The organism is Anaerobacillus sp. (assembly GCF_046314235.1).
GTDB lineage: Bacteria > Bacillota > Bacilli > Bacillales > Anaerobacillaceae > Anaerobacillus.
In genome coordinates this window covers 273,399-293,217 of record NZ_JBKBWN010000003.1, presented here as the reverse complement: position 1 = coordinate 293,217, position 19,819 = coordinate 273,399, and the positions used below count along the sequence as shown (strand labels likewise).

23 protein-coding genes are annotated in these 19,819 nt (G+C 36.2%); 6 read left to right on the top strand and 17 right to left on the bottom strand.

Translation table 11 applies throughout. The features are described 5' to 3' along the window. Positions 1–37 precede the first annotated feature (37 nt). The 3 genes from ACK4M9_RS05550 (at position 38) to ACK4M9_RS05540 (ending at position 1,973) form a co-directional block, all read left to right on the top strand. A complete protein-coding gene (locus tag ACK4M9_RS05550; protein ID WP_409848600.1) occupies positions 38–688 on the top strand; it encodes an MtnX-like HAD-IB family phosphatase in 651 nt (216 codons plus the stop codon). Then, positions 689–1,741 (top strand): iron-containing alcohol dehydrogenase family protein, encoded by a 1,053-nt coding sequence (locus ACK4M9_RS05545; RefSeq protein WP_409848599.1) that lies wholly within the window; start codon positions 689–691, stop codon positions 1,739–1,741. It begins immediately after the preceding gene. Positions 1,742–1,844: 103 nt separating this feature from the next. After that, positions 1,845–1,973 (top strand): YjcZ family sporulation protein, encoded by a 129-nt coding sequence (locus ACK4M9_RS05540; protein ID WP_409848598.1) that lies wholly within the window; start codon positions 1,845–1,847, stop codon positions 1,971–1,973. Between the two features lie 246 nt (positions 1,974–2,219). On the opposite strand, the gene ACK4M9_RS05535 is transcribed toward ACK4M9_RS05540, so the two are convergent. Continuing rightward, positions 2,220–2,771: a flavodoxin domain-containing protein gene (locus tag ACK4M9_RS05535; RefSeq protein ID WP_409848597.1), complete on the bottom strand. Its 552-nt coding sequence runs from the start codon at positions 2,769–2,771 to the stop codon at positions 2,220–2,222. Between the two features lie 237 nt (positions 2,772–3,008). On the opposite strand from ACK4M9_RS05535, the gene ACK4M9_RS05530 reads away from it, so the two are divergent. Together ACK4M9_RS05530 and ACK4M9_RS05525 are read left to right on the top strand one after the other, a co-directional pair. Further along, positions 3,009–3,443, top strand: a complete 435-nt coding sequence (locus ACK4M9_RS05530) for a YndM family protein (RefSeq protein ID WP_409848596.1) — start codon at positions 3,009–3,011, stop codon at positions 3,441–3,443. 189 nt (positions 3,444–3,632) lie between these two features. Continuing rightward, positions 3,633–4,709 (top strand): metallophosphoesterase, encoded by a 1,077-nt coding sequence (locus ACK4M9_RS05525; RefSeq protein WP_409848595.1) that lies wholly within the window; start codon positions 3,633–3,635, stop codon positions 4,707–4,709. Between the two features lie 104 nt (positions 4,710–4,813). Here ACK4M9_RS05525 and ACK4M9_RS05520 read toward each other — a convergent pair whose 3' ends face one another. The 3 genes from ACK4M9_RS05520 to ACK4M9_RS05510 form a co-directional block, all read right to left on the bottom strand. After that, positions 4,814–5,665 carry an SAM-dependent methyltransferase gene (locus ACK4M9_RS05520; protein ID WP_409848594.1) on the bottom strand — a complete coding sequence of 284 codons (852 nt, stop codon included), beginning with the start codon at positions 5,663–5,665 and terminating at the stop codon, positions 4,814–4,816. Continuing rightward, entirely contained in the window at positions 5,628–6,623 is a 996-nt protein-coding gene (locus ACK4M9_RS05515; RefSeq protein WP_409848593.1) for a serine hydrolase domain-containing protein, read from the bottom strand. Before ACK4M9_RS05515 ends, ACK4M9_RS05520 begins: the two co-directional genes overlap by 38 nt. Before the next feature lie 309 nt (positions 6,624–6,932). Beyond that, entirely contained in the window at positions 6,933–7,724 is a 792-nt protein-coding gene (locus ACK4M9_RS05510; protein ID WP_409848724.1) for an aldo/keto reductase, read from the bottom strand. Positions 7,725–7,895: 171 nt separating this feature from the next. Between ACK4M9_RS05510 and ACK4M9_RS05505 the strand changes: the two genes are divergently transcribed. Further along, positions 7,896–9,062 carry a M20 family metallopeptidase gene (locus tag ACK4M9_RS05505; protein ID WP_409848592.1) on the top strand — a complete coding sequence of 389 codons (1,167 nt, stop codon included), beginning with the start codon at positions 7,896–7,898 and terminating at the stop codon, positions 9,060–9,062. Positions 9,063–9,178: 116 nt separating this feature from the next. Here ACK4M9_RS05505 and ACK4M9_RS05500 read toward each other — a convergent pair whose 3' ends face one another. The 13 genes from ACK4M9_RS05500 to ACK4M9_RS05440 all read right to left on the bottom strand — a co-directional run bounded on the left by ACK4M9_RS05500 (position 9,179) and on the right by ACK4M9_RS05440 (position 19,802). Continuing rightward, the gene (locus ACK4M9_RS05500; RefSeq protein ID WP_409848591.1) at positions 9,179–9,718 is read right to left on the bottom strand and encodes a helix-turn-helix domain-containing protein; all 540 of its coding nucleotides are present in this window, start codon (positions 9,716–9,718) and stop codon (positions 9,179–9,181) included. Positions 9,719–9,738: 20 nt separating this feature from the next. Then, a complete protein-coding gene (locus ACK4M9_RS05495; protein ID WP_409848590.1) occupies positions 9,739–10,692 on the bottom strand; it encodes an alpha/beta hydrolase family protein in 954 nt (317 codons plus the stop codon). Positions 10,693–10,834: 142 nt separating this feature from the next. After that, a complete protein-coding gene (locus ACK4M9_RS05490; RefSeq protein WP_409848589.1) occupies positions 10,835–11,623 on the bottom strand; it encodes a CsxC family protein in 789 nt (262 codons plus the stop codon). A gap of 160 nt (positions 11,624–11,783) precedes the next feature. Continuing rightward, complete coding sequence (locus ACK4M9_RS05485; protein WP_409848588.1) at positions 11,784–12,638, bottom strand: nitroreductase family protein; 855 nt, start codon at positions 12,636–12,638, stop codon at positions 11,784–11,786. A gap of 61 nt (positions 12,639–12,699) precedes the next feature. Next, on the bottom strand, positions 12,700–14,022 hold the full coding sequence (locus ACK4M9_RS05480) for a flavin monoamine oxidase family protein (RefSeq protein WP_409848587.1): 1,323 nt from the start codon (positions 14,020–14,022) through the stop codon (positions 12,700–12,702). Between the two features lie 229 nt (positions 14,023–14,251). Then, the gene (locus ACK4M9_RS05475) at positions 14,252–14,953 is read right to left on the bottom strand and encodes a hypothetical protein (protein ID WP_409848586.1); all 702 of its coding nucleotides are present in this window, start codon (positions 14,951–14,953) and stop codon (positions 14,252–14,254) included. An 82-nt stretch (positions 14,954–15,035) separates the two neighbouring features. Next, on the bottom strand, positions 15,036–15,233 hold the full coding sequence (locus ACK4M9_RS05470) for a YwbE family protein (protein ID WP_409848585.1): 198 nt from the start codon (positions 15,231–15,233) through the stop codon (positions 15,036–15,038). After that, complete coding sequence (locus ACK4M9_RS05465) at positions 15,214–16,038, bottom strand: uroporphyrinogen-III synthase (RefSeq protein ID WP_409848584.1); 825 nt, start codon at positions 16,036–16,038, stop codon at positions 15,214–15,216. Before ACK4M9_RS05465 ends, ACK4M9_RS05470 begins: the two co-directional genes overlap by 20 nt. A gap of 14 nt (positions 16,039–16,052) precedes the next feature. Continuing rightward, positions 16,053–16,352, bottom strand: a complete 300-nt coding sequence (locus ACK4M9_RS05460; protein ID WP_409848723.1) for a hypothetical protein — start codon at positions 16,350–16,352, stop codon at positions 16,053–16,055. A gap of 226 nt (positions 16,353–16,578) precedes the next feature. After that, positions 16,579–17,031, bottom strand: coding sequence for a DinB family protein (locus tag ACK4M9_RS05455; RefSeq protein WP_409848583.1), 453 nt, complete (start codon positions 17,029–17,031; stop codon positions 16,579–16,581). A gap of 418 nt (positions 17,032–17,449) precedes the next feature. Next, positions 17,450–18,610, bottom strand: coding sequence for a hypothetical protein (locus ACK4M9_RS05450; protein WP_409848582.1), 1,161 nt, complete (start codon positions 18,608–18,610; stop codon positions 17,450–17,452). After that, positions 18,603–19,142 (bottom strand): sigma-70 family RNA polymerase sigma factor, encoded by a 540-nt coding sequence (locus ACK4M9_RS05445; protein WP_409848581.1) that lies wholly within the window; start codon positions 19,140–19,142, stop codon positions 18,603–18,605. Before ACK4M9_RS05445 ends, ACK4M9_RS05450 begins: the two co-directional genes overlap by 8 nt. Before the next feature lie 420 nt (positions 19,143–19,562). Continuing rightward, positions 19,563–19,802 (bottom strand): hypothetical protein, encoded by a 240-nt coding sequence (locus ACK4M9_RS05440; protein ID WP_409848580.1) that lies wholly within the window; start codon positions 19,800–19,802, stop codon positions 19,563–19,565. Positions 19,803–19,819 lie beyond the last annotated feature (17 nt).

Sequence of the window (19,819 nt, the reverse complement as noted above, 5' to 3'; positions counted from 1 at the left end):
CCTAAATTGCTTACACTACAGAATAGGAGCTGAACAAATGAATAAATGGGCTTTTGTCTCTGACTTTGATGGGACGATATCAAAACAAGATTTTTATTGGCTAGTAATTAACAAATATTTTCCTGAAGGTCAGAAGTTATTTGATAAATGGAAACGAGCAGAACTGTTAGATATTGATTTTCTTAGTGAAGTTTTCGCGTCCATTCACCAAGATGAAGATCAAATTATCGCTGACATTCTTTCAATCCCGATTGATGAGCATGTCCCAAGCTTCATTAAGAAAGTTCAAGAAAGTAACGGCGACTTCTTTGTACTAAGTGCTGGAACTGACTACTACATCTACCATATTCTAAAAAAATATGGCATTCATAATGTCAAAGTGTTTTCTAATGAAGGCTATTTTCATGAGAAAAATGTCTTGATGAACATTGATGAAAATCATCGCCATTACTCAAAGCGTTACGGCATTGATAAATCGAAAGTTATACTAGAATTGAAAGAACAGTATGAACATGTGTATTTTGCTGGCGATAGTGAACCAGATAGTCATCCCGCTGCACATGCAGACGTCACCTTTGCCAAGGATGCTTTGCAAGATATTTTAAAAGAAAAGCAGATTCCTTTTGTAGCTGTCGAAACATTTGCAGAAATTGAAACGTACTTACGTGAAAAAGGAGTGCTTTCTTAAATGCTCTCGCCTGTAACAAGTGTACCGATTCCGGCGATCTTGGAAATCAATAATGGTGTACTCGCCCGCTTAGGAGATATTCTAAGAAAGCATAACTTTTCAAATGTCGTAGTTATTTTTGACGATTTCACATACGCGACCTATAAGGAAGATGTAGAAAAATCGTTACAAACTCTTGAAGTCGATACGATCATGATGCCTTCTGATCTCGATATTCAAGATTTAATCAAAAAAGCATTTGCAATGCCCCGCTATGATGTTGTAGTTGCGATGGGCGGAGGTTCGATAATTGATTATGGAAAATATATTGCCTACTCAAGAAGGAGCCCCTTCATTAGCATTCCAACCTCAGCATCCAATGACGGTTTCGCAAGTTCCAACTGCTCGATTCACGTAGATGGTAAAAAAACAACGGTTCCTGCAAAGGTTCCGTTTGGCATTATCGCTGATTTAGATATTATTCAACACGCTCCAAAGCGCTTTATCTTAGCCGGAATTGGCGATTTAATGAGTAACATTACTGCACTTTACGACTGGGAGTTTGAAGAAAAAAACGGTGCAAGCCATGTTAATGCCTTTGCGTCAATGTTAAGCAAAAAAGCTGTCAACAGCTTTATCCGTACACCGATGACTGACGTCAAAAGCCCGATCTTTTTAAAAGAGTTAATTAGTTCTGCGACAATGGGCGGTATCGCTACGGCAATTAGTGGTAATAGTTCACCAATTAGCGGATCAGAACATTTAATTTCGCATGCTTTAGATAAAATAGCTACCAAACCCGAAATGCACGGTATTCAAGTTGGTATCGCTACTTATATTACCGCAAATGTCCAAGATCATCGTGCCCTTCGCATAAAAAAAGTGTTTGAACGAACTGGATTTTTTGATTACGTCAAAACACTGAGTTTACAAAAAGATGAATATATCGAGGCAATCAAAATGGCACCAAGTATCAAGCCGAATCGCTATACGTTTCTCCATGATGCTTCATATCAAGAAAAAGCGCTTGAATTTATGAAAGAGGATTTGATCCTACAAGAGATTTTTCAATAGGCGGATCACTTAACTTCGTTTTCTTTATGGTAAATGCCCACCCTATTTTTGACCTCCTACATACTAATATAATGTAGCCAAACAAAAAAGGGGGGCATGCATAATGTATCATTATGGCGCACCACAACAATTCCAAGGTTACCCAAGTGCTCATAGCACAGGTAGGTCATTTACATTAATTGTTGTTTTATTCATCCTACTAGTTGTTGTAGGATCAGCTTATATTAAGTAATTTCTACGATTACTTCAAAAACAACAGCTTGGATTTCCTTAACGGGTTTACTCGTCTGAAAAATCCGTTACGAGTTCATTCACAGTTAAAGAGGCTGGGACATAACAAAGTGTCAGACACCGCCAGGCACATAATATAGACATTTGATATAAATCTGACTGTCTATATTTAGAAGGCCCCTCGCGATGTCAGACACTCTTGTCCCAACCTCTTTTTTGTTTACCTAACCTACCTCACGACCCACTACTAACTAGCAGAGGAATCCTTGAATCTCACATAATTTACTAACGCCCTAATATTCTTCCTACGCGTAAAATCAAGAGGAACATCATAAGCCGCTAACATCCCTCTTTCATCTGGAATTAGCTTCATTCTTAGGATTTTCTTAGCGCTGATTTTCCATTTCAAAAGGGTCATCAATAATTTATCTAAAGATTTTAATCTTCTGTATTCAAATCCTCCCCTAAGGTAAAAATACTTAATGCTCTTTTGCATTTCTCCAGGGAGGTTCTTATTTTTAATTTCTATGATTGCTTCTTCCCTAGACGGACTCACACCTGTGGCGAAAACTACGATCTTTTTATCCTTTAGCTTCTCAAAGTTTTTAGTGATGATGTTGATCCCATTGATTCCAACGGCATATAGTCCACCACCGAAAATAATTGTGTCATAGTTAACTAACTTATCAATTGAAATCTCACTAAGTTCAAACATATCTGCTGTTAATTCCTCTGAAATCCATTCTGCGTACTTTTTTGTAAAACCTGTTTTTGATGCATAAATAACTGCTGTTTTCATTCAGTTCCCTCCACGACAATATTTACTTAAAAATTCTACGTAATAAGTGGCGAACCCTTTAGAAAAGCAGTTGGAAAAAGGGATGAATTATGATATTTCACGCAATAGCCACAAGTTAGTCACCTGACATCAAGGGCAACATAATTGATAATCCTAAGAATTTAGTTATCCTTTTACCCTCTTGTATAAAATTTCCTTACTTTGCCCAAGATAACTAAAAAAGGGGTACTTATGTTAATGAAGCACTTTAATGTCCTATTACTCAAGTTTATTGCCGCGATGATTATCTTCTGGGTTAGCTTAGATTTGTTTTTTGATGCAACCCTTACCCAAATCGTCGCATTCAGTTTACTAGTAACAATTGTTTCTTATTTTTTAGGGGACCAAGTCCTACTTCCTCGCATTGGAAATAGGAACGCCGTTGTTGTTGACTTTTTTCTAACGTATTTAATCGTCTGGGTGTTTGGCGCTGTTTTCTTCCACAACTACCTACAGGTTGCATGGGGAAGCATTATCTCAGCAACTCTTTTTGCAGGCTCAGAAGTGTTTGTCCATTCCTATATTCTAAAAAATGTAAATCCTACCGTTCGAGAAAAACAAAAACCTACCTTCAATCAAAGTTTTGCTTTTGAATTTGCCGAGGAGGAAGACCCTAAGAGAACCAAAGAGTAAACCATACTTACTACTAAAATAACATTTGTTAAAACAAAGGACTTGAACAGTCCTTTTTTGTTTTTCTAGTAGCACCTAACTATGATTAATGAATTAATTATGTAGCAGAAATTTTTAAAGGATTTATATATACGGTATAATATAGTTGATTCAACTAATAGAAATAATTCTACTAAGGGAGTATGATTTGTGCCATTTTTGATTATTTTTTCACTATTGATTTATTTATTACTTAGTTTTTATATAGCTTTTAACGGCTGGGTTTGGCTAAATAAAACGTATCAGTTTACTTACAAAAAAACATATTTTATCATTGTGTTCTTTATTTCAATTTCCTTTTTTCTAAGTCGAATTGTTGATTTCCATGCATTTACTTGGATTGGTTCAATCTGGCTAATCATCTTTGGCTACGGCTTGGTTCTCTTCCCTATTATTAACTTGATTTATTTTTTAAATAAAAAAAGAGGCGTTAAATGGTATGGTATTGGTATCCTATCGTTTTATTTATTTGTTTTCATTTATGGATCTTTTAATATGTGGAGCCCGGTCGTTGTTAGTTACGACGTTGAGATCCATAAAGAAACAGAACTAGACAACCTAAAAGTTTTACTAGTCTCGGATATCCATATAAATGAGACTATTGGAAATAGGTTTGTCTCTCGTCTGATCGACCTCTCGAAAAACGTAGAACCAGATATTATCTTCCTAGCTGGAGATATTTTAGACAATAGCATCGACCCCTACTTAAAGCATAATATTGGTGAGACTTTAGCCGGTTTAACTGCTCCAATGGGTGTTTATGCTGTATTAGGAAATCATGAATATTATGGAAGAGACATTCCAATATTTATTGAGGAAATGAACCAAATTGATGTACAAGTCTTAGTAGATGAGGTGACTTATTTAGAAGATCTCTTTTACATCGTCGGTAGAAAAGATTTTTCAGATCGAGACAGAGAGAGTATTGATACGCTGACAAAAGACTTGAACAAAGAAAAACCAATTTTTTTAATTGACCACCAACCAAGAGAATTTGCTGAAGTAAATGCTGCTGGCGTAGATTTAATGGTGTCTGGCCACACCCACAAAGGACAGTTGTTCCCTGGTAATTTAGTTACACAAGCCATTTATGAAAATCATTATGGGTATTATGTAAAAGAAAATCTTCATACAATCGTATCCTCTGGGTTCGGTATATGGGGACCGCCATTTCGCCTCGGGAGCCGGTCAGAAGTGGTTGAGATTAATATTAACTTTGTAAAATAAAAAACAAGGCTACTCGCCAAGTAATTAAACCACGCGCCTTTGTTCGTCGCTTAGCAAAGGCGCAATTTCTCTATATTTCCCCTCACACTCAATTATCATCTACATTATTTAACGATTAATGGTGAAAGCCTATCCTTCAATACATCTTTTCTGCGGGCAATCATTCTCGTAAAGGTAAAATATTCGCCTCCATCAGCAACTAGTAAGTCAATATCTCCGTTACGTTGCCATAACCCTGATGCTTTGGCCGTTGTTTCCCACTTCATCCACAAATCCCAACCGTTTGGTAGTATATCTGCGACTTCAATATCAACAACACCAGACCTTTGCCAAAGCTTTGACCACCACGCCGGAGAATGAAATGAATACCATTCATTATCCCAGTATGGCTTCATCTTCTCAGGAATATCGTTTTCGAATTCCTTTGTTAAGCCTGGTACGACAATACCAATTTGCCCATTCGGTTTTAATAATTCCGAAAATTTAAGTAAGTATATATCATCGGTTCCAAAATAGTGATACGAATCAATACTAATAATCGCATCAAAAAATTCATTAGCATATGGTAACGCGTGTGCTTCTGCTCGAATTGGGAAAACAAGATCTTCTACACCTGCTTCTTTAATCCGTTTCAAATTATCTGTTGCACTAATCCAAAGATCATTCGCCCATACTTGGACACCAAACTCTTTCGCTAAAAAAATTGAGCTCATCGCTTTCCCACAGCCCATATCGAGCACTTTCATTCCTGGTTTCAAGTCCATTTTTTCTACTGCGAATTCAGTTAACCAGACCGAATTTGGTCCCATTTCATTTTCGATCATCCATTTTGGATCATATTTCGCTGAGTGTGGAAACTGCTCAACGGTTAATGCTTCTTGTAACTGTTTGTCTGTCATCATTAGCATTGCTCCTTTGTTAATTAAATTTTTGCCATGGAAATGCCCTTTTCCCATAAGCTCTTGCCCCAATTTCACGACCTAAATCAGTACTATTAAAATATTTCACCCCAAAAGGTGAGTACTTTTGGAGCTTGTTTGATAAGACAATAATTGTTAAGTTATCCTCTAGGAATTTTTCAAAATGTGAGGTGTAACCAATTGGATGAAAGCCACCATGGGAAATGCTTCGTCTGCCATAGTTATTCTTAATAAACCAGCCATAGCCGTATTTAATAAGTGTTCCATTATAGGAAATAGTCTGCATTTGGTTAATAGTTTCAATTGTTGCTAGTTGTTCTGTATGTAGCGCTTTATCATATAAAAACAAGTCTTCCACGCTTGATACAATATCTCCTGCACCAAATAGTAATGAAGGTTTACAATCAAAAACACTTTCCCAATAATGAGCTTTGTTATCTTCCTTTTGGCCATCAAAGTATGTATTAGCCATCCCTGCCGGTGTAAAAATTTGTTCTTGAACATAATTTCGAAATCGTTGTTCCGTTATAATTTCAACAATAAGAGCTAATAAAACGTAATTCGTATTGCTATATTGCCACTTAGTGCCAGGTTGAAACTTGATTGGTTTCTCCAAGACTAGTTCAACAATATTCTCAGGGGAAATATCCTTCCCAGTCTGTAATCTTTTCTCATAAATATAGTTAGGAATACCTGAAGTTTGATTTAACAAATGATGAACTGTTATTTTCGCATCTGGAAAAACCTGCGGAAAAAAGTCTACTACTCTATCTTCTAAGGTCAGTTCATTTTTCTCCACTAATTTCATAATACTCAAAGCTGTGAACGATTTTGAAATCGAGCCTATGCCAAAATTCGTTTTGGTAGTGTTTGACTCACCTTCACGGGCTAGCCCAAAGCCTTCTTTGAAAAGGATCTCACCATCTTTGGCCACCAAAACAGATCCACTGAAGTTTTTAATAGAAGATAAATAACGTTGTAATTTTTGCTCCATAGGTCACCTTCTTTTAATAATCTGACACTACAATTTTACCAGTAAATACCTAATATGACGATAAGTTCTTGGTCTAAAAAAAGGTTTGGCAGAGTATATGTGGCAAATTTTAGAACATCAACTATGGATGACAACACTTAAACCGATGAACCACTCTCACTTACCGTTTTCAATTCTTACCTCCTGTTCAGTCACGCGGACGTTCTCAACAATTCAAAAAAACGCACACCATGACATGCATCGAAAATCATTAGACAATGCTAACAATTTTGATGCACTCACATGAATGTGCGTTTCTATTTTTAAGAATTAAACTCGGTTAAATTCATCTGGGTTCGGACCTACACGGCGATCTTCGTTTAGCCCGTTAATTAATGCCATTTCTTCTTCAGTCAATTCAAAATCGAAAATATCAGCATTTTCTTTCATACGTTCAGGTTTTACTGACTTAGGAATCGTTACAACTTCATTTTGAAGATCCCAGCGTAAAATGACTTGGGCAACCGATTTCCCATACTTTTGACCAATTTCGCCTAACGTTGGGTCGTTAAGTAACGCCCCTTGCATTAATGGCGACCAAGCTTCTAGCTGAATGTTATGTTGCTTACAAAACTCATGAAGTTCTGTTTGTGTTAAGCGTGGGTGATACTCCACTTGATTGACCATTGGCACCACTTCACAATCCTCCATTAAGTCTTTCAAATGTGAAACTTGAAAGTTACTTACTCCAATGGCGCGGACCTTCCCTGCTTTATAAAGCTCTTCAAGTGCTTTCCATGTCTCTTTATATTTCCCTATCTTAGGCAGTGGCCAGTGAATTAAGTAAAGATCTAAGTATTCTAACCCTAGTTTCGTCATACTTTCTTCAAATGCCGCTAATGTCTTTTCATAACCTTGATTTGAATTCCAAACTTTCGTTGTAATAAACAATTCCTCGCGAGGTACATTAACTTCCCTTATGGCTTGACCTACACCTTCCTCGTTTCGATAAATAGCTGCAGTATCAATTGAACGGTAGCCTAATTCAATGGCTGTTTTCACAGAACTTACAGCTTCTACTCCCTCTTCCATTTTAAAAACCCCAAGGCCAAACCAAGGCATTTTTACCCCATTATGTAATGTCGTAGTACTTTGTAAATTTTTCAAATGAAAACACTCCTTTACTCATCAGTTACATTAATAGTATAACAAACTAGTGACAAGAAAAAAATTATTTCGCCCCTCTAATTTTTAAGGTAAAATGAGCAAATAACAGGTTTTGGAGGAATTATCATGAAAGATACAATCAATGAACAAATTGAACAATTACGAGCAAGCTTTTATAAAATTAGCCAATACATTGGCGAAAATCCCGAACTAGGACATGAAGAATGGAAAGCTTCAAAAATACTATCTGACGAACTTTCCAACCATGGTTTTGAGGTTAACTTAGGCACATCTGGACTACCTACTGCATTTGATGCGGTTTATGATAGTGGTATTGCGGGACCCTCGATTGGTTTTATGGCTGAATATGATGCCCTTCCTGAACTTGGCCATGCTTGTGGCCACAATTTAATTGGGACAATGGCAGTCGCTGCAGGAATTGGTTTAAGTAAAGTAATGAAAAACTGTGGTGGAAAAGTGTACGTTTATGGCACACCTGCAGAGGAAACTCGTGGTGGAAAAGTAACGATGGCAGAAGAAGGCGTTTTTGACCACCTAGACGTTGCGATGATGGTTCATCCCCTTTATCGTCATGAAAAAAGTGGTTCGTCATTAGCCATGGATGCGATTCAGTTTGAATTTTTCGGAAAATCCGCTCATGCTGCGTCGTCGCCTCATGAAGGTATTAATGCCTTAGATGCGGTCATTCAAACCTTTAACGGAATTAATGCTTTAAGACAGCATATTACCCCTGATGCAAGAATTCACGGGATCATCCCTGAAGGTGGAAACGCTGCGAATGTCGTTCCAGACAATGCTGTTGCGCAATTCTATGTTCGTGCCCAGCAGCGCAGCTACTTAAATGAATTACTAGAAAAAGTTAAAAATTGCGCTCAGGGAGCGGCTCTTGCTACTGGAGCAAGACTTGAAACATCGTTTTATGAATTGTCGTATGACGATTTGAAAACGAACGAAACTCTCTCTACTACCTTTACTGATAATTTAATTGAGTTAGGTATTAAAGCCGAGGAAATCCACGAAAAAGGCAGTGGCGGTTCTCTTGACATGGGAAATGTGAGCCATGTTGTGCCATCGATCCACCCTTATATAAAAATTTGTGACCAACCTTATGTCTGTCATACGAAAGAGTTTCAAGAAGCTGCCATGAGTGACCAAGGCTTTGAGGGACTTATGCTTGGTGCAAAATGTATGGCAAACACAGCCTACGACGTTATTACGAATCCAGATTTATTAACAAAAATTAAGCTTGAATTCGAAGCTACAAAACGCTAATTATTGTAAAAAGGCGACTCACCTCAAGTTAAACTTTATAAAGTCAGAAAGATTCCCTTCCTATATATCGTACTTGAGGTGACTGACACAGGCTTTTGAGTCGCCTTCTTTTTCTCTTAATCTTTCTTTGCTTCAGGAATAAATACTGTCGCTAAACTTCTTCTACGCCGATTTTCACTCGGCTCATTAGCAGCATAGTTTTTTATAACTGTTTCCAGATCTTTGCGAAATAGAAGCAATTCCTCATCATCTAAAAATAAATCAATTTGCCGATAACCAAATCCATCTTTCAACATATTCAAATTGTCACCACTATCTAAATACTGTTCTGCTCCTTGGATTAAGTTTGCAAAAAACGTAATGAAGTATTTCAGATGATCATCTTTACAAAGCTTTTCGGCTTCAGATGCCGTAATATTCGCTGCTTCATTATTTAATGAGTATGTCCGCTCTATTGTTCCTCTTACTTTCCTTTCATCGGAAACAAAAATAACCTTGCTTTCGGTTAGCACCTTTAATTGACGGTATAATGTAGCCTGCGGAACATCCGGAATCCATTCCATAAGCTCTTGGACTGTTAATGGTCTTTTAACTAAACATTGGATAATTTTCATTCTTACAGGATGTAAAATAACATCCGCTTTTGACATTGCCATTTAGCTCACTCCATAAAGAATTATTCCTTATTGTACACTTTTTTTAACCAGTTAGTAACTATAACCATAAGTTCTGGATGTAGAGTTGTTTCACTTTGTGATTGATAAGCTTTTTTAATTTTTTGTATCGGAAAATCACCTTCCTGGTTTCGTAATATATGATTCATGCCCTCAATAACGTGAACTTCTGCAGGACCAGCCACTAATTTTGGTACTTCAAATACATTTTCTAGTCTTGTTTGAACATCTTTTTCGCCATTAATAGCAAGAACCGGGCATTCAATTTTTTCCATTGCACCATATAAGTCAAAACGCTGATGTTCCCTGAACCACTTCGCAGGCATCTTCGCTACTAACTGAACACGCATCACATCTTTATCACTATCGTACATTTTGGAAAATATCTTTTGAGCCTTTGCTTCTGCCTTTTCGATCACATTCAACTTCTTTATTAACCAACCTTTAAAACCAGTTTCCTTTAGTAATTCTTCATAAACTAATTCCCTTTGATATTTAGTGGCATTTTCTAGTGTATCGGCTGCACCTGCTAGTAAAATGAGCCCCGAAACTGGATTTCTTTCATTTAACGCTGTAGCCAGCATCGTCCCCTCACTATGTCCTAAAACAAGAACACGTTCTTTATCTACACTTGGATGATTCCTTAAGTATTGTAAGGCACTTTCTGCATCATCTACTAATTCCCACATACCTGCCTTGGTAAGATTACCCTCACTTTCTCCAACACCACGTTTATCATAACGAAGTGAGATAAACCCTGCTTCTGCTAGCCCATCGGCAATTAATTTATAAATGTTAAGCTTAAACTTTTTCATGTTTCCATCGCGATTGGCCGGGCCAGTGCCAGCAATAATTAATACTGCTGGTACTTGGTTTGCCGCTGTTTTTGGAATAGACATCGTTGCACCTAAAGTAACATTCCCTTTTATTTGAACTTGTTCTTCTTTTATATTCATCAAAAAAACCTCCAACGACTTAAGATATATTTTTATTATTATCATTATCAATAATGATAATAATATATCTTTGGAAAAAAAGCAATCATTAGTGCAAATGAAAAAGGCTTTTGCTGTCCTTGAGCAAAAGCCTTTTTTTATTTTACTTTTTTGAGTCTACATTTAACTGCTGCTTCTGTAAAACTTTCAACTTAATTTCAACGACCATTTTTTCTTCGATTGAATTAAATGTTCCTTCTTCAAATGGTGCATCAATAAAGTCGCCCTTATAGTTTTGAACTCGACCCATTTTGCGATCTAACGCTTCGTCGTACTGAATGAAACGGCTAGATAACAATTCACAGTATGGTAGTTCATTGAACTCTTCTCCACTATATTGGTCAAATTGCGACAGGTCAGCTGATAGTAAATGCTCTTTTGAAGAGAAACCATCAGGTAGATCTGATTTCGTAAAGAACGTAAATTCCTGACTTTGTGGTCCATAAGCAAACTGTGGTTTTCTAATATAGTCTACATCCGTCACTGCTTTAAAAGGTACGTCGATTGTTAAAGAACGAATACTAGAAACAACAGAGTCTTTTGTTCCATATTTCGGAGTCGCATATTGAATATTTTTACGAATAAACCCAGCTAAAAATAGTTTGTTTGTCGGTAATAATAGACGACATTGCGTGATCTTTAAGTTTTTCTTAATATTTTTAATTTCTAGTACTGGTTCTGGAAATTGAATGGTTGGATTTAAATCTAGTTGAACAACTGTTTCTGCTAACACAACTGGAATTTTAACAGTAGATTTGCCTTCAATAACATCTGGCTCAACGCGACGATTCCCTACTTTTGGTGAAAGTGCGTTTTTCGTTTTCATAGGTTTATAGTTAAAGTATGGTGGCGCTGGCTCATGGCTTTTACTTTCATTCTTTTTTTCTGACATTTTGAATGTCACCTCCTTAGTATTTGTTATAGCTTATGTAACAAACACTATGAGGTATGGTTAAATCTATTAGTTTTGAAACCCATTATAAAAACTAGCTATTTCATTAGTAACACTTGTCTACAAGACTAGTGAATATAGGAGGATGTCCCTTTCTCTCCTAGTTTACTTGCCAGCTAATGATATACTCTGTATGTTCATTTGGAAGTTCCAGTTTCGGATCAGTAATAATCCAGATTCCAGACAACGCCATTTCTTTACAAGTAAGTTCAAAATGACTCATCGCAATGCCGATATCAATGAGCTGCATGTCAAACCCAATCTTATTGTAATTTGGCGTATGTGCTAAATAAAAGTGGTATACATTCTTGTCCTCACAAAATACAATTCGCCATGGTTGCTTGTTTGAAGCTGAAGGACCAAGTCGAACCATCTCGATTGCGACCGCATAATCGCCTGCTTCCTCCTTCGTTAGTTCAGTTCCAAAATTTCCTTTAAAAAATAATTCAGACCACGCTTTCTTATTATCCGCTTTCGTTACATACCTGAGCGTTTTATCAAATAGACGCTGCTTTTCCTTAGCATACCCAAGTGGTGTAATGCACGGAATAAAATCATCTTTACTCAAGTTTATTTCTTTTGCAAATGAATTGCGGCTAAACGTACCACCAATCCAGCAAGTACCGATACCTAGATCCGTTACGAATAAAATTAATTTTTCAAAAATATAGCCAAATTCAACTAAACCCATTTTTGTGTTTTCCATGATACCAACAATATAACCTTGATGGTTTTTAATAAATCCATAAGTACCTAGCTTTATCCCTTTATCTGAGACATTGTTTTTAATTTGAATGACTTCAAATTTTGCTTTTCTTCCTAATGGACCAACTAAATTGTCTTCGTCTTTTAAATATTCATCAATCTGATTTAGATGATCACTAGTTAGTTCCTTTGTTTCATATGTTCGAATTGATTTTCGCTTCTCAATCACTTCTAATATTGAATTCTTCATCTTTTCCCCTCACTCCCTTTTTCATTATAATGAAAAGAACAGGCAAACAACATTATTTCCTCTATAAATATTTTGTCACCTCGATTGCCGCTTGCTCTCCTGAGTGAACAGCACCTTCCATAAACAGTCGCCATTTTGTCGCCGTCTCTGTCCCTGCAAAATGTAGACAGGCAATCGGTTCCAATAATACTTTCTCATAGTTCGTAATGACACCTGGTCCAAAATGGACTCCATAACCGCCACGTGTCCACGGTTGTTCTGACCAATTTTCAACGAATATTTGTAACGGATTTGCAGCTTGTTCTCCAAAAAACGGCACTAACGCTAACGGAACTTCTTCACTAGGTTTTTTTAGACCTCTAGCAGATTCGCCTGTTACTAATACTGTTAAGACTCCTCGTTTCCCATCCCGAGGTGAGCTATCAACTGCTTCATTAATTGGTCCAATATCTGACTTAACCATCCCACTTAGCCCCAATTCCCGCCAAAACGGTTTACTATAGACGAGCACTATTTTCGTGACAGAAGGCATTTCACAATGTTCAAGCAGTTGGGCCCTTAATGAAGGTAATGGAGGCTTAAATTGTATTTCCCTCTGTAAATTAGGCGGTATTGTGATAATGACGCGTTGTGCTTTCCAACACTTCTCAGCACTTTCAACAATGGCATAGTTTTTGTCATAAGTTACTACTGTCACAGGACTTTTAAATTGTATACGCTCGGCAATCTGTTCTGCCATCTTTTCCACTAGTACGCCAACCCCTTCCTTCAGCCACAACGCTTCAGCATTTCGAAAGTTTTGGACAGTACCGGCAGTCTTAACACACCATAGGACATCTAATGTTGAAACTTCGTGTAAATAGGTACACAGCATCTCTTCTAGTAAATATTTATAATAATGATACCCACTTACTGTATACATATTCTCTTTAAGAAATTGCGCCATTGTCAGCTTGTCATATTCCTTCGCATCTAAACTATTCCAAGGTGAATCTGCAATGATTTTGCTGCTTAGCTTATTTAATTTCCTTGTAAATTGGAAGACATCTACAAAACCTGCAATTGATAAAGGTGGCAACTTACCGACTGTTCGTTTACCGTCGATGAAAAAGACTGATTTCCCCTTTTTGTATGTTGGTACAACTTCTAACTCGAACTGAGACAGTAGCTCTTGGATATGATGATGATGACGATCAATCCACTGCGCTCCCATATCAATCGTCACATTTTCTTCTGTTTTAAAGCTAAGAACTCTACCACCCACACATTCTTTCGACTCAAGTACAGTAAAAGAGATATTCTGTTTCTTCAACTCTAAAGCAGCTGATAATCCAGCAAGACCTGCTCCAATAATAACAACATCAACTTCTTGACAAATTGACAACGAATTCTCCCACTTTCATCAAATGTAGTAACTATTATTTGTAAAAATGAAATAAGAAATGCATTAGCAAACCTTGTTAATAGCGTGTTACATTCTTGTTTCACTCCTACCAATAACCCTTTAAATTTCCTTAACAATCAAAAAGACACTTGTCACCAAGTGTCTTACTGATAAATTAAAAAACATATCCATTTAAAAATAATGTCTAGCAAAAATCACTTTTACTTATTTAGATTGTCCATTCGTCATGGATTACCCCTACTAAGTACCATTCCCCATCTTCTTTTTCAAGAACAAGGCGGAGACTGCGCCAATCCATCCCTTCATACTGCGGGTCAATACCTGAAAAATGGTATTCTACAATCGTACCCTCTGGGTAGACATCCGCACTATTATCAAGGGTATTTCCTTGTCCTAGTCTTTCATCTACTGCTTTTTCTTCAGCATTTACGTAATCCTCATCGTATACAAAGCGATCAAAGTATTCTGCAAAGGTCATTTCAATTGGATTTCCTTTGCCGTCAAAGACACCCCATGTGTAGATCGTCTCGTCAGCCATTAAGCCTTCTACTTCTTCAGCCGTAAATACTTTATCTTCGTCTACATTAACATGGGCGTATGGTGTAAAACGAACCCCTTTAGACGGATGTACATAACTCGCTATTGTCGCCATGTCCTTCTGTTCCATAGCTAACACAATTTCTTCGGCTGCATCAGAAGGATTATCAGGTTTCTTTGCTTCCTCTTTTTCGGTTTCTTCTTTTTCAGCTACTTCATCAGCCTTCTCTGTTTCTGTTTCGCTTGGCTCTTCTGCAACTGGCTCTGAACCTGTATCCTCACCTTCTTGTCCACCATTCGTTTCTGTACCGTTCATACAAGCGGTAAGTAAGAAAAAAGTAACGATCACAAAGAAAATTCGATACATTTTCATTATGGAAACCTCCTAAAATTTCTATTCTAGTTTATCTATACCACAGCTTCACACCGTTTAACCTGGTATATATTGCCTATATTTACTTACTTATAATGACCTTTACTCTACCAACTTGACCGTCTTGTAGACGAACTTTTATTCCATGGGGATGATTAGCCGATTTCGTTAAAATATCTTTGACAATTCCTTTCGTTGTTTTTCCTGTTCGTTGATCTTGTTTCAAGACAATTTCAACTTCAACACCTGGTTGAATTTGACTACGTGTTTGCCCGTTCATTCTCTTCCTCCTTATAATGCTGTGATAACTCGACAATCATGGCACCCATTCGTTCTCGTTCTGGCGCAATATAATTAGTAACCCCTTCTTCTCGCAATGCTTCAGCGGTGACCTTACCAACAGCTACCGCTAAAACTCGGTTGTTAAAAGCGTCTAATACTTTCTCTAAATACTGATGCTCTCTAGCATAATCAAATAAAGACCGAACTTGGATGGCTGTCGTAAAACAAACCGCATCAACCTTTGCTTCGCTCAATTCTTTGCACAGCAATTCAACGGTATCTGGATTAGGAGCAATATGTTGATACGGAAGAATTGGTAACACAGAAGCTCCATTATCTTTGAGATACTTGGTTAATCGCGGTGCCGTATCACCATGGAGTTGAACAGCTACTTTTTTCCCATTGAACTGATACGCTTCTAGGGCTCTTATTAACCCAGCAGTTGTTCCATCTTCATCAACAGCCATTGGTTGTATTTGCAGTTTCTTTAAGGCTGCTAGCGTTTTATAGCCTCTTGATGCTACATCGGTTTTTTCTATAATATTCTGAAATTCCTCTTTGATGCCGATATTATCCGTTATTTCAATTAGTTTTTCAAGCCCGATCCCGGTCGTAAAAATGATCATATCTGTGCCTTCAGTAACTAACTTTCTTAGTGACGGTTCCACTTCTTTTTCCGCTAAAAAAACAGTTCCTTGTAACGAACGGATAATCGGGATACCACCTTGCTTTTCAACTAATGCACTCATTTCATCTAACTTTCTTGATGCCGCTAGGACAACCTTTTTTCCTGCTAGTCCCATAAAATAATTCCACCTCACCTTTTAAATCTATGTAATTGCTCAAGCATATTTTCATTCGTTAAGATTTCAACTTGGCGTACGCCAAAAAGATCAAAATGTGGATAGTCTGATCGATGATCAATATACTTTGCTGGTATATTATGCTTCTTCCCCCACGCAATTAAGCGCTTAAGGTCCGCACAGCCTACCTTTGTTACTGATTTATTATCTGGAAAGCGGGGGTCATACCAATAGTGAGTTAGAAAAGCAATCTCCCCTTGTTTCACTTTTTCTTTCCAGACCATTAATTCCTCCCGTTTAATTCCAAATGCCATCATCTCACCTCTTTAAGTATAGTACCATTACAATTTCTTTACTTCCACTTTCCCATCTTCAATTAAAAAGCGCTCGATTCCTTTCTCTTCGCTGTAAAACTCTAACGAATTCTACAGGTAATCCAAGGAATTGAGCGATATCTAATAAACAGTTGTTTTGATGTCGTTAAAAATTTGTTATAAGAGAATATTTATAAAGACTCAATAAAATTTTAAAACAACAAAGTTATTTTTTTTGTAATTTTTCATCGATTTGTTTTAGATGGTGTCCATCGTGCTTAATAAAAATTTTAATAAAACTCTCTCCTGAGAATTGCCTTTTTCCACCACCAATCGTAAACCTAACATCATTTCCAATTCTTGAAATTGTTTCACAAAGTTCCTTTCGGGTATGTACAAAACTATTAATCAACGACTCAACTGAAGTATCTTTAATAAAGGACATAGCTTCTTCATTATGTTGGTCATGGTCTGGGAACGGTGGTAAATTTGAACCCTCAGCCATATACGGGATCATCTTCTCAAGATTGAATTTATCCCAATAGTATAGATGCCCCACAATTTGTATGATTGACCATTTTCCTTCTTTAATAGGTTCGCACAGCTTTTCTTCAGAAACTTCTTTTAGTTCCAGTATACGATCAATCGTTTTTTCATATTGATTTAATGCTTTATTCAAATTTTCTTCCTCCCTATAAATTCTTTTAGAGCATTTCAACTACAATCTTAATTAATCCCTTACTTTTCTGCAAACATAAACCATTTGATAACTATCATCTGTTATAGGAGTTCCATACCAGTCCTTGTAAACATTGATTATGGTTTGAGGTGTCACAGTGACAAAATTCAATTTTCTCCTCAATATGAATATCAATACTCCTGGACTTATGCTCTCCTTTATCTTTTGTTTCATCTATTATTAAGATAGATCATTAAATGTAAATCCTCACATTCTGAATAAAAGATTTGTCTATTCAAATAATTTCGGTTGAATCTCAAAATAAGTTAGGTTTTTGGGGAGGTTATCGAATAGTTTTACTTCACCAACTTCTGATATTGGTAATTGACCAATTCCCTTTATTCTTGCAAAGAATAATCTACTTAATAATTTTAACTAAATTACCTTTTTCCTTTTTATCTAATAGCTTTACTTTGTCGTTCGCAACTTCGTATCGCCAATAACTAATTACATTAGTCCCGCTTACTGTGACATTGTAGTCCTCTGTTAATGTCACAATATATGAACCATCTTTATTTTCCACGTTAACTGTCATATAAAGCTGAGTGGTATTACCTTTAGGTCCACCTACTTCAATATCTATTGAAACTGTTTCTTCTGATTTGATTGTTGTTGGAAAGTCAAAGTCTGACTTAACTTCTGTTGAGTTATTATGGTACTCAATAGCTTTTACAAGTGCGTGCTCTTTGGTACTTACTTCCGCATCGCTTTCTCGCAATTTAAACACATCAAAAACTATACTTTCTCCATCTTCATACTGACAAAAAACAATTTGTAAGTTTTTCATATTCCAATCTATGGAACGTAAATAAATAAAAGAATTATCCACTTCTACAATTTTATTATCCATAAGATATTGTAATTCGAAATACTTATCGTACTCCTCATTAATACCAGGTGGTTTAATATTAATTGGCATAAAAAACTCTGAAGGCTGTTCCGAGTTTTCCTTGATGATTCTAGTACTAATATTGTATTGATGGGTAAATGGAATATCGTCAGTAAAAGACATATTATCATTTCCAATAAAGATTGTCGTACCATCTTGAGAAACAGCTGCTGCCATCATGGAGATGTCATATGGCTTCAAATGTTCATATGAAATTCGATTCGTAACCATTGAATCATGCATATTATATACAATGACTCCAAATGTCCCATGGATCACAGCTATTTTATCATCAGCATATAAAAGTCTAGGCATTTCAGCACCTATATTCATATGTGGAATGTCAGACAGGTCTACGGATAATTCTTCACCTTTACTATCAGAACTCTGTACAGCCTGCTCGTTTTCCGGATCTAAAAGAGGACCATTTAGAAAAGATAAACTTAATATAAGAAAAATAGCAGCAACAGAAGCCAATGCTGTCCAATAGAACCGATTAGACTTTCTTGATTTTTGAATACCTTGTTGAATTTTTATTTGAATTTTTTCGCTTTCTTCAGTCGTAAATTCAACATTCTTATCTAAATAACTTTTCACTTTTTCTGATATAATCTTATCAAAGTTATTCAAGTTTACTGCCCCTTTCAAGGTTTCTTTTTAGAGCATCTTTTCCGCGTAACAGTCTCGATTTAACTGTATTTATACTAATATTGAGGACATCACTTATTTCCTTCATATTCATTTCCTGATAGTAATATAGAATGAGAACTTCTTTGTATTTTCCTGAAAGACTAGCAATTTGCTCAATTATCTCATCGGAATTGTGTTGCTGAATATACTCATTTTCGGATGATTGACTTGTATTCAATGGAGCAATTTCTGGTTTAAAAATTAAATTCTTAATGCTCCATCGCTTCCGATTATCTTTACATTTGTTAATCGTAATTCGAATAAGCCAAGTCTTATAACTAGCTCCATTCCGAAACTGATCCAAGTTTTGATAACAAGAAATAAAAACTTCCTGAATAATATCTTCACATTCAACTTTATCGTTTACATACAAATAGGCGATCCTTTTTAATTCTGATCCATACTTCTGCATTAACTGATACAAGAGGACATCCTTATTTTTTTCTCCATCATTACTTTCTTGAATAAACACCACTCAACCTCCCTTCCATTAATTAGACGAATGTAGTGATGACTTTGACCCGTTAATTTTATTTATCTTTCTTTATCGTAACCTATGTAGTTTACTGAAGACAAAAAACAGTCTTGTTGATTTCCTTTTTCAGAAACAACAAGGCTGTTTAATTAGCTTCTAGTAATTCTTTTAGTCAACGTTTTTCCTTTTCACAATTGCAACAAACCTGATTACGACTTTATCTAAAAATTGTACGATCGCAACCGTTTACTCAAGATTATAAAGGTAAAGAACCAAAAAATATTCAAATTTCTAATGAGACAACTCCTCAATTATTGTTACCCTTTACTTGAAGATGTTTTATGTTCTATCCAACAATTACTTTTACAAGTGATAATATAACTGATAGACCTGAGACAGTAAAAAAGTTGAAGAGTATTATTTATTTTCCATATAACTTTCATACCTCGCCTCGTTTACAAGCCAACTGATTATCCCACACGTTAAAACAATTGGAAAAATTAAAAATAAGTAAAAAATGATTGATAGAAATACACCATACCCTTGATACATCTGTATTAAAATCGGGAGAAAACTAATGCCTCCATAATATAATAATCCGTATATGAATATATATTTCCATGCCCCTAACTTTCTTTTCTTTTCCCATTTAATCATTTGTTTCTCTCGGTTTA

What these genes read in the sequence shown, in the direction of transcription:
- ACK4M9_RS05550 (WP_409848600.1), top strand. Translation starts at nt 38, where the DNA reads ATGAATAAATGGGCTTTTGTCTCTGACTTTGATGGGACGATATCAAAA.
- ACK4M9_RS05545 (WP_409848599.1), top strand. Translation starts at nt 689, where the DNA reads ATGCTCTCGCCTGTAACAAGTGTACCGATTCCGGCGATCTTGGAAATC.
- ACK4M9_RS05540 (WP_409848598.1), top strand. Translation starts at nt 1,845, where the DNA reads ATGTATCATTATGGCGCACCACAACAATTCCAAGGTTACCCAAGTGCT.
- ACK4M9_RS05535 (WP_409848597.1), bottom strand. Translation starts at nt 2,771, where the DNA reads ATGAAAACAGCAGTTATTTATGCATCAAAAACAGGTTTTACAAAAAAG.
- ACK4M9_RS05530 (WP_409848596.1), top strand. Translation starts at nt 3,009, where the DNA reads ATGAAGCACTTTAATGTCCTATTACTCAAGTTTATTGCCGCGATGATT.
- ACK4M9_RS05520 (WP_409848594.1), bottom strand. Translation starts at nt 5,665, where the DNA reads ATGGGAAAAGGGCATTTCCATGGCAAAAATTTAATTAACAAAGGAGCA.
- ACK4M9_RS05515 (WP_409848593.1), bottom strand. Translation starts at nt 6,623, where the DNA reads ATGGAGCAAAAATTACAACGTTATTTATCTTCTATTAAAAACTTCAGT.
- ACK4M9_RS05510 (WP_409848724.1), bottom strand. Translation starts at nt 7,724, where the DNA reads ATGCCTTGGTTTGGCCTTGGGGTTTTTAAAATGGAAGAGGGAGTAGAA.
- ACK4M9_RS05505 (WP_409848592.1), top strand. Translation starts at nt 7,896, where the DNA reads ATGAAAGATACAATCAATGAACAAATTGAACAATTACGAGCAAGCTTT.
- ACK4M9_RS05500 (WP_409848591.1), bottom strand. Translation starts at nt 9,718, where the DNA reads ATGGCAATGTCAAAAGCGGATGTTATTTTACATCCTGTAAGAATGAAA.
- ACK4M9_RS05495 (WP_409848590.1), bottom strand. Translation starts at nt 10,692, where the DNA reads ATGAATATAAAAGAAGAACAAGTTCAAATAAAAGGGAATGTTACTTTA.
- ACK4M9_RS05490 (WP_409848589.1), bottom strand. Translation starts at nt 11,623, where the DNA reads ATGTCAGAAAAAAAGAATGAAAGTAAAAGCCATGAGCCAGCGCCACCA.
- ACK4M9_RS05485 (WP_409848588.1), bottom strand. Translation starts at nt 12,638, where the DNA reads ATGAAGAATTCAATATTAGAAGTGATTGAGAAGCGAAAATCAATTCGA.
- ACK4M9_RS05475 (WP_409848586.1), bottom strand. Translation starts at nt 14,953, where the DNA reads ATGAAAATGTATCGAATTTTCTTTGTGATCGTTACTTTTTTCTTACTT.
- ACK4M9_RS05470 (WP_409848585.1), bottom strand. Translation starts at nt 15,233, where the DNA reads ATGAACGGGCAAACACGTAGTCAAATTCAACCAGGTGTTGAAGTTGAA.
- ACK4M9_RS05465 (WP_409848584.1), bottom strand. Translation starts at nt 16,038, where the DNA reads ATGGGACTAGCAGGAAAAAAGGTTGTCCTAGCGGCATCAAGAAAGTTA.
- ACK4M9_RS05460 (WP_409848723.1), bottom strand. Translation starts at nt 16,352, where the DNA reads ATGGCATTTGGAATTAAACGGGAGGAATTAATGGTCTGGAAAGAAAAA.
- ACK4M9_RS05440 (WP_409848580.1), bottom strand. Translation starts at nt 19,802, where the DNA reads ATGATTAAATGGGAAAAGAAAAGAAAGTTAGGGGCATGGAAATATATA.